Origin of the sequence: Aeoliella sp. (assembly GCF_965227375.1) — a bacterium.
Classification (GTDB): domain Bacteria; phylum Planctomycetota; class Planctomycetia; order Pirellulales; family Lacipirellulaceae; genus Aeoliella.
In genome coordinates, this window is sequence record NZ_CBDDFX010000002.1 from 3,175,048 (window position 1) to 3,188,124 (window position 13,077).

General features: G+C 56.6%; 8 protein-coding genes. 5 read left to right on the forward strand and 3 right to left on the reverse strand.

Translation table 11 applies throughout. The annotated features are described in order from the left end of the window. Positions 1 to 180: 180 nt before the first annotated feature. Positions 181 to 1,980 carry a hypothetical protein gene (locus ACQK2L_RS25545; protein WP_425399879.1) on the reverse strand — a complete coding sequence of 600 codons (1,800 nt, stop codon included), beginning with the start codon at positions 1,978 to 1,980 and terminating at the stop codon, positions 181 to 183. Then, on the reverse strand, positions 1,977 to 2,525 hold the full coding sequence (locus ACQK2L_RS25550) for a sigma-70 family RNA polymerase sigma factor (protein ID WP_425399880.1): 549 nt from the start codon (positions 2,523 to 2,525) through the stop codon (positions 1,977 to 1,979). Before ACQK2L_RS25550 ends, ACQK2L_RS25545 begins: the two co-directional genes overlap by 4 nt. Before the next feature lie 506 nt (positions 2,526 to 3,031). On the opposite strand from ACQK2L_RS25550, the gene ACQK2L_RS25555 reads away from it, so the two are divergent. The 3 genes from ACQK2L_RS25555 (at position 3,032) to ACQK2L_RS25565 (ending at position 8,770) form a co-directional block, all read left to right on the forward strand. Then, positions 3,032 to 4,018, forward strand: coding sequence for a DUF1559 domain-containing protein (locus tag ACQK2L_RS25555; protein WP_425399881.1), 987 nt, complete (start codon positions 3,032 to 3,034; stop codon positions 4,016 to 4,018). Positions 4,019 to 4,025: 7 nt separating this feature from the next. Continuing rightward, positions 4,026 to 4,502: a hypothetical protein gene (locus ACQK2L_RS25560; RefSeq protein ID WP_425399882.1), complete on the forward strand. Its 477-nt coding sequence runs from the start codon at positions 4,026 to 4,028 to the stop codon at positions 4,500 to 4,502. Between the two features lie 254 nt (positions 4,503 to 4,756). Beyond that, positions 4,757 to 8,770: a hypothetical protein gene (locus tag ACQK2L_RS25565; protein ID WP_425399883.1), complete on the forward strand. Its 4,014-nt coding sequence runs from the start codon at positions 4,757 to 4,759 to the stop codon at positions 8,768 to 8,770. Between the two features lie 98 nt (positions 8,771 to 8,868). Here ACQK2L_RS25565 and ACQK2L_RS25570 read toward each other — a convergent pair whose 3' ends face one another. Beyond that, positions 8,869 to 9,456, reverse strand: coding sequence for a hypothetical protein (locus tag ACQK2L_RS25570; RefSeq protein WP_425399884.1), 588 nt, complete (start codon positions 9,454 to 9,456; stop codon positions 8,869 to 8,871). Between the two features lie 5 nt (positions 9,457 to 9,461). Between ACQK2L_RS25570 and ACQK2L_RS25575 the strand changes: the two genes are divergently transcribed. Further along, positions 9,462 to 9,788 (forward strand): hypothetical protein, encoded by a 327-nt coding sequence (locus tag ACQK2L_RS25575; protein ID WP_425399885.1) that lies wholly within the window; start codon positions 9,462 to 9,464, stop codon positions 9,786 to 9,788. A gap of 927 nt (positions 9,789 to 10,715) precedes the next feature. After that, the gene (locus ACQK2L_RS25580; protein ID WP_425399886.1) at positions 10,716 to 13,007 is read left to right on the forward strand and encodes a SulP family inorganic anion transporter; all 2,292 of its coding nucleotides are present in this window, start codon (positions 10,716 to 10,718) and stop codon (positions 13,005 to 13,007) included. The last annotated feature ends 70 nt before the right edge of the window (positions 13,008 to 13,077 follow it).

The window sequence follows — 13,077 nt, forward strand, 5'->3', positions numbered from 1 at the left end:
GCCCCAATTACGCAGCACACCAGTAGCAGGAGGAAGACTGGACGGAGTCCATGCAATCCGCCCTTAGATGATGCGAAGGGTAAGGTCACAGCTGGTTTACAACCCATACTACTTGTGCGTACCGAATCGAGTGGAGTGCGATCTGGAAACAACCAAGGATCTGCAAGTCAGGAGTAGTGGCTACCTGGTAGTAATGCTTAGCAATGGAAGGCTATGCGGAGAAACTTGGCTGCGTCGAGGTGGCAGGATGACCGGATAGCCGTGAGCACCTTCCATGTCACGAGTGGAGCGATCTGCACTCAAGCGAAAGACAACCGTGTCGCCACCCTGGGCGCCGTGGTCGTACAGTGTGCGAAGGAACTCGACCAGCGCCTCCCCTTCGATGGATATGCGACCATGACTGTCGGGAGTGACGACCGCTTTGGCGATAAGCGCCACGGGCTCGTCGGCGGGTCCGAGCAAACCATACTTTCCGGCGGATGAGGGATCGCTATCACCCTCCCAGAAGCAGGGAGTCGTGTACGTCGACTTGGTGGTGTACCCCAGACCATACAGATCGACAGCAAAGTCACAATCGCCAGTCGGAGCGAGAACCGTCAGATCAAGACTCGCATACTCGATAACCTCCACATCGATTGGAGGCAGTGTGAACATCAGAGCAACGGCCAGGGACTGATCATCGCGCATCGAGCTGCCTATCAGACGAGTTCCTCCGACACGAGAACCGGTTTCGATTCGACTTCCTGTCGACCGGGTCAAACCGCTACTTGGGTGGGCAGTCATCGACTGGGCAGAGAGCGAGAGCTGGCCGGTCGCAAGGTCCTGCGGCGCGTCGCTGAGAGGTGTAATCCAGAACATGGGGATCTCGGCGGGCTCCGTCACGCCATCAATGGCAGGAGGATGAACCACTTCGTAGCCTGTGGACCGCGGGATAGCCACCGTTGATGCGTTGGCATTGAGTCGGAAGACCACTAGATCTCCCGCTTGAGCCCCGTCTCTGTACAGGGAACGAATGAATGTGTCTAAACGACTATTACGAACACGAATCCGCCCCGGCTCTGTTGCAGGGGTCATCACCGACGCCTGGATTAACTGAACTGTCCTGTGGCCCGGACCGCTCATGCCGTAGGCAGCCCGCAAACTGTCGTCGAAGTCGCCCTCCCAGAAACCGTTCCCGGTTAGTTCAGGCGACTCGACGTAGCCTAATCCATAGAGATCCACATCAAACTCAGGACTGCCATCTATCTGCTTGAGGGTCCACTCGAGCCGAGCTGAATGGATCTGCTCGATATCTTCCAATGTTGGTAGCGGAAAGACGATCAAACTCGCAAGCGCCACATCATCGAATGCACTGCTTCCGATGCGCCGAGTGCCGGTTTCGACGTTGGGACCGTGCAGCACATGGTCGGGGTTCTTGGAGTAGGTAAGTCCACCGGAGTTGCCTGCCACGGTGAATCGCGAAGGCAGGAGAACTTGCGTCAGAATGTTGCGAACGCTGCTGCTAGCCAACACGGTCGTGACCATTAGCAAAAGCATGGAAAACGCAACAGCGGGCAGCGGGCGAGAGATTGGCGCGAACCACCGCTTCCTCGAACGCACCGGCGTAACGAACGAGGTCGACGACTCTGCCCCAGGCTGACAGGAGGCGCAAAGCGCGTCGATCGCCGAACATAGACTCTCGTCAACCGCGCAAGCGCCCTCGCGCGCCGTGGATTTTTCTTGAGTTCCAACTTGGATGCTTTCCTGGAGCAGCAACTCCAAAAGCACCCGATCTTCGCTGGCAGAACCACAATTCGCTGGTAGCGCCGCATGAAGCGTCATCGCGGCAACGTAAAACTCACAACACTCCGGCGAACTGCAGACGAGTTCTTGCATTCGCAGGCGCTGCGTCTCCTCGAGTTGCTGATCGAGAGCCAATCCAACCAGCGAGGATAGCTCGCGCAGCTGCTTCGCCGTCTGGTGAGGTTCATGCGAACTCATCGCCGTCCCTCCGCAGCGAGGTTGCGTTCAACACACTGGATCAACATGCGTCGGATGCGCTCCAGGGCTTTGTACACTGTGTTTGCGGGTTTACCAACTTCTTCGGCGTAGTCCACGATGCGTCGATCTGTTCCGTACCGAACATTCACCAGCTTTCGATCTGCATCAGCCAGTTTCTCCAAGCACTGTTTCAACATCTGTATCTGCATCCGCTGCCCTTCTACATTGCGGTCGATCATCGCATCCACCGCCTCCAGGAAGGCATGGTCTTCCACCTTACAACGACTCCGCTTCTGCCGCAGGTGCAGTGCCTTATGAAAGGCAATGCCCTTCGCCCAGGCGAAGAAGCTTCCATCGGGATCGAACTCATCGAACCGACGCCAAAGCACCAGAATTGTCTCTTGAAACGCCTCGTCCGTATCGGATTGGTTAGACAGCAGGGACAGCAGATATCCACGCAGCTGTGTCTCGCAATCCGTGTAGTGCCGGAGGAACGTCTCGGTTCTCGAGCTGTCGTCGTCGCTAGGCAATGGATGACGGTTCATCTGGTGCATGAGTGGTACAACAAATCTGCCTGATTTCGCACGATCACGAAACGCCTACGAAAGGAGGAACATCAATTCTAGCGGGTACATTCAACAGCACACTAAGACTGGTATTCAACTGGAGTGGAAGCGAGTGCACTCGCACATCCAGCAATTACTCTTCCGGGCAGCCCACCGTTTTCACATTGCAAACCGGCAAAAATTCGCGTTTTTTGGGCGGTCTCTACCGGGCGGTCATATGCCGCATCGTCAGCACCTGCGGGCCACCGTGATCCAATGGCGATATGTGACCCCTTAAATCCAGGTATTATTTTGTTTTCTTGTACGAATCGCGATGCTCCGCCGGAAATTATGATTGCTTCCAGTCCAGCAGCCCCAGCTGTTAGCTCTTTGACGGGGAAAGGTGGAACGCAAGCTCGTAGCGTCAATTGCTTGTTGGTCGAAGCGCGGTTCGTCCGCCGACCTTTGTAACGAGTCACTAATTGCCAGGTGAGGAGATTCCGGCTATGAGGCTGAGAACCTGCGGTTTTACGCTAGTCGAACTCCTTGTGGTGATCGCTATTATTGGCATCTTGGTGGGGCTACTGCTCCCTGCCGTCCAAGCGGCCCGCGAAGCGGCGCGTCGTACGCAGTGTACGAATAACCTGAAAAATCTGACTCTGGCGCTACTTAACTATGAGAATGCCCAGCAGGAGTTTCCTGCGGGTCGCTACAGCTGCGATGCGTCGCAGGTTTCCGACTGCCGCCAGTTCTCCGTCTCGCAGCGAGTAGGTCCCAGCGCGTTTGTGGCCATCCTGCCTCAACTCGAGCAGCAGCAGTTATACGACCAGTTTAGTCAAGACGACTTCGATGGCGGACCCTGGGTCACCGCAACATCAGGTGAGACGGCCTGGTTGGAGCGATACTCCGATGCGGTTGCCGCACGCCCTGATGTGTTCGTCTGTCCAACCGATGACGCAGCCCCCTGCTGCGAAACAATGCCCGGCAATATTGTCGTCGGGCGGTCGCACTTTCTACGCAACTCTCGTGGCGTTCAAGACTGTGCGGCGACCGGAAACTATGCGCTCTGCTTTGGTACTCAATCTCCCGCTTTCGCCACTTGGTCGTACAAAGTCACTGCCAACGGAGCCTTTCAGTACGTTAACAAGCTCAAGGCGAGGCAATTCACCGATGGGCTCTCGAACACTATGTTTGTAGGCGAAGCGATCGACGTGTCGACCGTTCCTGGTGCTTTGGTCTGGAGCCTTGGTTATCGCTACAGCTCGCTGCGCACCTCCGCTAACCCGATCAACACTCCTCCGGGCACGCTACAAGTCAACTCCGCCTACCCACCTGGGCTCCTGAATGCAGCATTCCAAAGCAAGCACCCTGGCGGGGCGCTGTTCGGATTTGGCGACGGACATGTAGAACTCATCGACGAGTCCATCTCGCAGGCCACGTACGACGCGCTGATCACACGCGCCGGCGGTGAGGTGATCACCGATCGCCCTTAAATTCGAAATGCTCCTGATTCGCCTAGATATGATCGCCACTGCTATTTTTCCACGCGCAGCCATCCCCGCAATTATGCTGGGAGTCTTGTTTACCGCCGGTTGTGGTGATCAACGTCCGCACCGAGTTCCAGTCTCTGGAGTCGTCCTGGTCGATGGTCAGCCCCTGGCTGGCGCTTTTATTCAATTCATACCGGCCGAAGGGCGAACTGCCGGGGGAAACACCGACGAACAAGGACGTTTTACCCTGACCTGCTACGAACTCAACGATGGTGCGACCCTGGGATTGCACCGAGTTGCCGTGCGTGCGATCGATAGCCTTCCCAACGAGCGAATCCGTTGGCGCGCGCCGAAGGCCTACCTTGATCCAGCGTCGTCTGGCCTTGAGGTGGAGATTGTTGAGCCTCGCGACGACGTTCGTATCGAACTCACCTGGAACGGTGGCAAGCCGTTTGTCGAACGCGATCCATTGGCAATGTCGCCCTAGCGCAACTCCACACCGAATCCAGGCGACTCCAACTCCTTATATCAGTACTAATAGTAGCCAGCTATCTAATCACTAAAGCTCTTGGAGATTACTTCATGTTCACGGGCCGCGAGCTTCTTTCTACCTCGTTGATCTTGTCAGTCTACTGCTTTGCGCAAGTTGAATCGGCGCACGCAGTTCTCGTATATTCCCAAACATTTGATGGTCCGGGAGTCCCTAGCGAATGGGCAGCCGAGGATTCTCCGGGGGCGGTCTTGGCCATCGCCGACGACAGCGCTGGAATCGGCGGTGGCAACGCCCTGAGCCTGAGTGCCTTGACCCGCGAGGGAACCATTGGCAGCTTCACTCAGACGTCCCTGGTCAACATCGGCGATAGCATCGAGCTCAGCTTCGATGTGAGACTAACCGCTTTTCCGGACAATATCGGCGGTTTCCGGTTCGGGCTGATGCAAAGCGAGGTGGCCGACAACAGCCATGGTTACCGGATCTCGGTGGGTACAGGGGCCAACACGCCTTACACAAGCGCCAATGCCGACGGCGGAGATCCGGACATCTTGTTTGGAATCAACCGCGATATTCTTCGCATCTCCGACGATCCGACCGACACTGGTGGCATCGCAGATGCACTTAGTCACTCGTTCAAGCTGGTGCTCACCAAGACAACGGTAGAGCAAGAAACTGGCATCGCCATTCGCGTGATTCAGGACGGACTCGACAGCCTCACACCTGCCGAAGTGGTTCACCTCGAGTCTCAGCCCGTCGGCGGGGCCAATCAAACGGCTCAGCCACTGCAGCAGACATTTGACCAGTTTGCCATCTCGACCAACGGGGGTATCAGCGGCTTCCTCGACAACGTGCAAATCGAGTACACCCCAGTCAGCGAACAACGACGTGTGATTGTAAACAGAGACGACGGATCTATCGAGTTCTTCAATTCGTCCGAAAGCCCGCTGAACATCATCGCCTACTCGCTTTCTTCCCCTACAGGGTCCTTTGACCAGTCCGGCTGGAAGACCATCGCGGACAACTACGACGCGAGCGCCCCTGGAGCCGATCAGATCGATTCCGATGACGAGTGGACCATCCTGACAAATCCGCTCAGCCATGATGAACTGAGCGAGGCGGAGTTCTTTGGCGATGGAGGTGTAATCGGGCAGAGCGAATCGCTGGTGCTTAGTGAAGGTGGAGCTTGGATTGCTTCAAACGTGGAAGATATCCAGCTTGAGCTGCTATTGGATGACGGTACGAAGTTGAACTTCAACGCTATCTACGAAGGGAACGGTGGGCAGCCATTTGCGGATGGCGACCTGGATTTTGACGGCGATGTCGACGCCGAAGACTACGCGGTTTTGAGAGACAATGGGCATTCCGATCTATCTGGACTATCTGCAGCGGAGGCATACAGCATGGGCGACCTGAACGGCGATGGCTTCAACAACATTCGTGACTACGCGTTGTTGCGAACCATCTTCGACTCACTTGGCCAGTCCGAGGCCTTTGTTTCGGCTGAGCTGAACTACGGTCGCGCTGTCCCTGAGCCAGGAGGGCTCGGCCTCCTGCTGCTAGCCGCCGGTTTGCCATTCGCCCAACGCCGCATGCGAAAACTGTCTAGTTGGGCGACGTTGTGCACCTTGGGTTTGGTGCTGGCAATGGCCGCGTCTCCTCCGGCCTCCGCCGTGATTGCGCCGATCACCTCGTCCGTGATCGACACAACGCTCGACGGCAACGGCGACATCGTCAACACCGCCAACCTGACTTCGATCAGCACGGCGCACGGCACCGTCAGCGATCTCTCTCATGCGATTGCCGGCTTCGGCAGCTTCGACAGCGGCGGAGGCGGGTCCGGCGTCCGCAATTCGTGGGGCATCGGTGGCACTCAGATCGACGGTGCAGCCGCAGTCTTGAATCTGGACATCTCGACCGGTCTGCTCAACGCCGGCGACCCAAACGACACCAGCTCCGTTCAAGTGGACATCGACGGCAACGTCGTTAGCACTGGCATGGGAGGCCCTGCTGTGTTCTTGTTCAGCCAGGACGTCACAGCAGGTGTGGCAGGCAGCGCGAACGACTTCTTCATTATCGAGAACGGCGGTAACGACGAGGTGATTGTGAAGCCTGTCGATGCATCTGGAGTGCCCATCGGCGACTACTCCCTGACGATCAACAACTCGAGTCATTGGGGAACCGATTTTACCGGCGGTGCCGGGTACGCACGCATCGGCGATGCCGTATCGGCTGGGCCGGTTGCCACTTTCGGTGGCGTTGCATTCGATGTGGAGGACTTCAGTGGAACCACTGGCTCGCTGGCAGGTATGGTTGGCTTCTCCATCGAATCCGATCCCAGCAACAGTGGCTTGGACACCTTGGTGATTGGTGTGAACGCCGAACTCGCTCCGCTACCTGAACCGGTCATCTTGACCGCGGAGATTAACACTCTCACAGGCCTCGTCCGCATCAAGAATAAGTCGGCTACTCCCATCGACATGAGCGCCTACGAGCTAACAAGTGTCGATGCGGATACGTTCGTGTTCTCGCAGTGGAGCAGCCTAAGCGATCAGAATCTCGATCCCGTCGACGACGGTGCCGATAACGGTGAAACCTGGGACGAAGTCGCCGGTTCGGACAACGGACTATTGGCCGAGCAGTTCTTTCTCGGCAGTTCCACGGTCAGTTCGACGCCACTCAGCTTAGGCCTTGCCTACAACACCAGTGTGGCCGGGGATTTGATGTTCGAGTACTTCGATGTCGGGTTAGGTGAAGTCGTCGAAGGGCTCGTGGAAATGGTGGCCACGCCTGGCCTCCAGGGCGACTTCAACGGCGATGGAACTGTCAACATTGCCGATTACACTGTGTGGCGTAACAACCTGGGCGCTCCGACGGAAGCTGCCCTGAACGGCAATGGCAGCGATGGCGGCGGCGTCGGACCCGAAGACTATGCCCTCTGGAAGACTAACTTCGGCCTCTCTTCCGGCAGCATTTCGCAGGTAGCGGCCACGCAGGTACCCGAACCCACCACGGCCCTGCTGGCGCTCCTCCCAATGCTGGCGGTCGCCTTGGTCCGGTCAACTCCTTCCGTAGTCTTCGCCCGGTTCGGCCGCTGCGCGGCCTTCGCGATTTGTTTGGCCGTGGCTTCGTGGGCGTCGGCGACCGTTACGATCGAAGGCGACTATCAGTTTGGCGACCTCGCAGATGAGATTCTATTTGAGTCGGTCGCGGAGAACCAGATCATCGATGCCACGTACGAAAACGCGCCGGAGAACGATCTCGACTTTGCCAGTGGAGACCCTCGATACGCGGACCTGACCCTGGCCCCATACGCCACCAACAAGCCAGCCGCCGTTGGCAACTGGGGCGCCAAGTTCGACGGAGATGGAGATTCCGTCCAACGCGCCGCTACAGGGCACCTGACGCCCTTGGGCACCGCCGACATTGGCATCTCTTTGTGGGCGTTTCCCCATGGCGGTTCCAATCGACAGACCCTGTACTTTAACGACGTCAACAATGTTGGTATTTCCATCACGGCCGATGGCGTGTGGACCCAGATCATCAGCGCCCACAGCAACGACACCGACATCGCTGGAAGGCTGGCCGCGGCGAGCGAAGAATGGGTCCACCTAATGCAGCACACCTACGTGACCAACGCACCTGGAGCGCCTGAAGTCGTGACGGGCACCAGCGATGGCAGCACCGCCTTTGCGACGGTGCTGTACGTCAACGGCGTGGCGATTAGCGCCCACGCCGACAATCACACGGTGAGCACCGGGGCGGCGTTGTTAATGGGTGCGGAGAATCCGGCGAACCCGCAGAACTCCTTCAATGGCGTACTCGGCGATGCGAAACTGTACAACACCAACAGCTTCAACCTGTTCATGGACAACGAGTCGCTCGTACAGCAGATTGCCGCGCTGAGCTCCAACGCGATCACCGATGGAGACATCCCCGTCGGAGATGTGAACGTCGACGGAGTCGTGGACAACAGCGACGTGACCGCATTCGTTGCCGGATGGAACTCGAAGAATCGTTTCGACGGATTCCACGCCGACCTCACCGTGGGCGACCTTACGACGTGGCAGAAAGGCGACATGAACCTGGACGGCAGAGTCGACCTGGATGACGTCTTCCTGATGAATGTCGCACTCGAACCCCTGGGAGGCTTTGACCTGAGCCTGCTACCATTTGGGGCAGAGGTGCCCGAGCCTCACTCGGTAGGCCTGATCGCTTTGGCCCTGGGACTGACGTTCGGTGCGACACGAAGGTACCGCAACTAGAGCGCGTTTGCCGGATTCGAAGTCTCGTATCATCTGGTCGACAGGACGCGAGTTGTACTGTTTCGGTGGGTAGGTGCCTGGCCTCCCGTTGAAGGTTGTCAATCTTCGTTCTCCTTGGGATTCTTCGCCCGATAGTCGCGAATCTTCTCGTAGATTTCGTCGGTGTTGAAGGTGGGGTCATCTACAGTGACGGACTGCAGGTTATCACCCTTAAAACGAAACTCGATGCCTTTCTCGCCGAAATCAAGATAGGTAGAATCGGCGGCACTTTCGTGAGTGCTAGGCTCGCCAAACTCGGCAATTATGTCTTCAATACTGCTTTGATAAGTGATCGCGTCATCCACGATTCCAGGAAACGCTGAGTAATGCTTCCTGCCCCAAGTTCCTGGGCGCAAATAAAACGTTGCGTGCCACACGCGGTCCTCGTAGCATACCACTGTCACGCCTTTGGCCAGATCAGAGTACCTTGAGACGATATGTAGCGGAACACCGCTCTCCTTTTGAGGTCCAACAAAGCTCTTAGGCAACTGGTCGGCAGGCATGTTGACCTGAACTTGCTCGGTGCCAAGTCCCGGCAGAACGGAAATGTAATCGGTGGTAGAAGCCGAACCGCGGCAAGACACAACCACGGCCACAGCCACGACCAGGACCACGACGGCACCTATCAGCTTCTCAGAGATAGACATGGTAGATGATTCCACCCCTTGTTGATCAGGGCAAGCATCCCAATCGAGTGAACTCTCGCAAACCTCAAAAAGACAAATGGCTTACGGCCGATTGCCGCGCCAAACGTCGAATCTGGGAAATCGTCTGTTTGAACTTCCGGCTCATCGACGTAACTGTAGACGTAACTCTAGTCCCAGAATGGAGAAAGCCCTTCGACGGACTCGCCGAAAGGCCCATATCTGAAGAAAGTCGGGGCGACAAGACGGCTATTGAACTTTTCATGTTAGGAATCCGTGGCTGGGAAGCCGGATTAAGACGGCAGATGTCTGACGATAAAGGCTTGCAGCAGTGACAACAAGGAGTTCGACGGCCGGGCTGACCAATTGTTGTCATTGAGTGCAGTGAGCGTTCATGCGGAAGAGGATAGTTTTTTTGCACGAAAATCGCGAGATTCCCGAATTTCGACTTAAGTCTCCATCCTCTCTGAATCGATACAATCGATAAGTCTCAGAATTCTTCCTGGACGAGGTTGTTTTTCTTCTTCGAACGGAGATTGGGTGCGAATGCGTCGGATCGGGTTGATGGCACTTCTGATCTTCTCGACGGTGGTTGGGGCATTGCCCTGTCCATGCCATGTGCAATCCTTCGCGTCCATCCTTATTGGAGCAACCGCGCAATCATCGGTCGGTGACGTGCAGCACGAGCCGTGCTGCGCGATTCCGGCCAAGGAGTTGCCATCGGGAGGTGGGCTCCCCTCTCGACCCACGTGCCCGTGCGAATCTCGAATTGAGATTACGGCATTTCCGGCAACGCGCATTCAGCAGACTCAGCGGGATTGCGAAGATAATCCGGTTGTATCATTGATAGGCGCTAATCTTTGCTACCAGCATGTTGGCGACTCCAATATCGCGCTGCGAATCACCAATGCAAACGGCGGTCCGGTTTTGTCCCCAAGAGACCGTCTTCATGTGCTCTGCCTCCTGCTTTGTTGAGGCGGTCCGGGTGATACCCATCGTCCTGCTGGACGGAGAGGGTTCCCCATCTCTTACAAATCATCTCGCATTGACGATGGTTTAGTCACTCGCGCTCACGGGCTGGGTGCGCTCGTTGGTAAGTACTGGTCTGTGCCTCAGTTGCGCTGTCGGTCATTGCTCATACTTGGCATGCATCGGTCCTCTGGGACTACTCAGGTCAAAGACCAAGCCAAGCCGGACGATTTCGAGGCAGTTGCAACCAGTCTGCCTTTCCCCAATCTTGGCGATAAAAACAGGAAGTGCACATGAAGAAATTGATTGAGGGTCTGAAACACTTTCAGAACCACGTCTTGTGGGAACGACGTGAACAATTCGAACGAAGCACCCAGGGCCAAAAGCCACAAGCGCTGTTGATTACCTGCTCAGACTCGCGCGTCCTGCCCGAGACCTTGATGCAGGCTGATCCTGGTGACTTATTCGTTTCACGCAACGCGGGCAATTTAGTTCCTCCGTGCGATGGTCCGAGCGGCGAAGCGGCTACGATCGAATACGCCGTTTCCGCGCTTGGTGTGACTGACATCATTGTTTGCGGACACTATCGTTGCGGTGCGGTTCGGGCAATTCTGCATCCGGAAGAGGCGGTCAATCTGAGCAAGACGAACGAGTGGCTGGCCCAAGCCGCTGAGACGAACGAGACGATCCGGAAGGAACACCCCGGTCTCGAAGGAGACACCTTGTGGGACAAGGCGGTCGAGCGGAACGTACTCTTGCAGGTCGAAAACCTGAAGAAACATCCAGCGGTTGTCGCTGCATTAGCTGCCGGAACCATTCGTCTGCATGCCTGGGTCTTGCGATTCGAAACAGGAGACGTGCTCGCCTACGATAAAGCCAGCAATGCCTTCGCCCCTTTAGCGGAGACGCCGGTCGTCCATACTGTCCGGTCTGATTCTGATTCGAGTTCATGGCCGCCCGAAGACGTGGGATCGTTGAAGGCTTCGCGAGTCGCTGAGCACCCGAAGTGGTTCGATGTACTCAAAAGCGACATTCCATCTTCTTTAGTAGTCTTTATGGTTGCCCTGCCGCTGTGCCTGGCTATTGCCAAGGCTTGCGGTGTTCCGGCGGAAGTCGGTTTGATCACCGGCATCGTCGGCGGAATTCTGGTGGGGTTGATTACCGGCAGCCCATTGCAGGTGAGCGGACCGGCGGCGGGGCTTATTGTGATCCTGCTCGACATCGTCGAGAAACAGGGGATCGGGATGTTAGGAGTCGTCGTGCTTCTCGCCGGGTTGATTCAAGTTGCCGCTGGCCTGCTGCGGCTAGGCCAGTGGTTTCGAGCCGTTTCACCCGCTGTCATTCTTGGGATGCTGGCTGGGATTGGGGCGGTCATCTTCTCCCAGCAGTTCCATGTCGCGTTGGACGACGCTCCTGCCCGAAATCCACTGGTCAATCTTGTGAATATTCCACAGGCCATGGCACATATCTTCATCGGCCACGACGGGCACCCAGGGCACCTTCCTGCTGCCCTTATTGGTGCCGCCACATTGCTCATTCTGGTGTTCTGGAAAAGGATCGTCCCGAACAAACTCAAGGCGATACCTGCTGTCATTGTGGCGATCATTGTTGTGACAACTGTATCCGCCTTCCTGTCGTTGCCCATTGAGCGGGTCGAGTTTGACAGCCTCGGGGCGGCAGTGAAGTGGGTTGATTTTGGTTCGCTCTCAGCCCTTCTCACGAGTTCATCGGTTTGGAAGGTTGCATTGATGGTCGCCTTCGTCACGAGTGCACAAACACTGCTGACTGCCGCCGCCGTCGACCGAATGCATCAGGGTCCTCGGACGCGCTATGACCGCGAACTGGCGGCTCAGGGTGTGGGTAACGCTGTCTGTGGTCTAATGGGTGCGTTGCCAATGGCAGGAGTGATTGTTCGCAGTTCGGCCAATGTTGATGCCGGCGCTCGAACCCGTTGGTCAACCGTGTTTCACGGAGCATGGCTGCTGGTATTTGCTCTCTTGTTTCCTGAAATGCTTCGAATGTTGCCGACGTCCGCTTTGGCCGCAATACTTGTGTTGACAGGCGTCAAACTGCTTGGAATTCGTGCGATTCGTGCGTTGTGGGAAGAAAGTCGGAGCGAGGGAATCATCTGTGTCGTCACCGCTGGTGCTGTCGTGTCCCTGGACTTGCTCACAGGAGTGTTGATTGGAGTCGGGCTGTCAATAGCTAAGTTGATTTATACGTTTTCCCGGCTTTCTGTTATCCATCGCGTAGACACGGCTGGCGATCGGAGAACGCTGGTGCTGGAGGGATCGGCAACTTTTCTGCGTCTGCCGAAGTTGGCTGCGGCGCTGGAAGTGGTGCCGCCGGGTACGAACCTGCATATCGACTTGAAAGGCTTGAGCTACATCGACCACGCGTGCCTCCAACTCCTGATGGATTGGGAACAACAGCATGAGACAACAGGAGGCACTCTCGTGCTGGATTGGGATACGCTGCACGCCAGGTTTCGCAGCTCCCGCCCACGGCCTCCGCAGTCGTGTACTTTTCATCAGACCGAGAACATCACTGGCGGTGATGCTTTTGAGTCGTCGCGAGCGGCATAGTTTTTACTTGTCGATGTGCGGCATTCGTGGTCGTATCTGCTGTAGTTGGTGCTATAACGGCGGCGGCTCG

What these genes read in the sequence shown, in the direction of transcription:
- ACQK2L_RS25545 (WP_425399879.1), bottom strand. Translation starts at nt 1,980, where the DNA reads ATGAGTTCGCATGAACCTCACCAGACGGCGAAGCAGCTGCGCGAGCTA.
- ACQK2L_RS25570 (WP_425399884.1), bottom strand. Translation starts at nt 9,456, where the DNA reads ATGTCTATCTCTGAGAAGCTGATAGGTGCCGTCGTGGTCCTGGTCGTG.
- ACQK2L_RS25580 (WP_425399886.1), top strand. Translation starts at nt 10,716, where the DNA reads ATGAAGAAATTGATTGAGGGTCTGAAACACTTTCAGAACCACGTCTTG.
- ACQK2L_RS25575 (WP_425399885.1), top strand. Translation starts at nt 9,462, where the DNA reads ATGATTCCACCCCTTGTTGATCAGGGCAAGCATCCCAATCGAGTGAAC.
- ACQK2L_RS25555 (WP_425399881.1), top strand. Translation starts at nt 3,032, where the DNA reads ATGAGGCTGAGAACCTGCGGTTTTACGCTAGTCGAACTCCTTGTGGTG.
- ACQK2L_RS25550 (WP_425399880.1), bottom strand. Translation starts at nt 2,525, where the DNA reads ATGAACCGTCATCCATTGCCTAGCGACGACGACAGCTCGAGAACCGAG.
- ACQK2L_RS25560 (WP_425399882.1), top strand. Translation starts at nt 4,026, where the DNA reads ATGCTCCTGATTCGCCTAGATATGATCGCCACTGCTATTTTTCCACGC.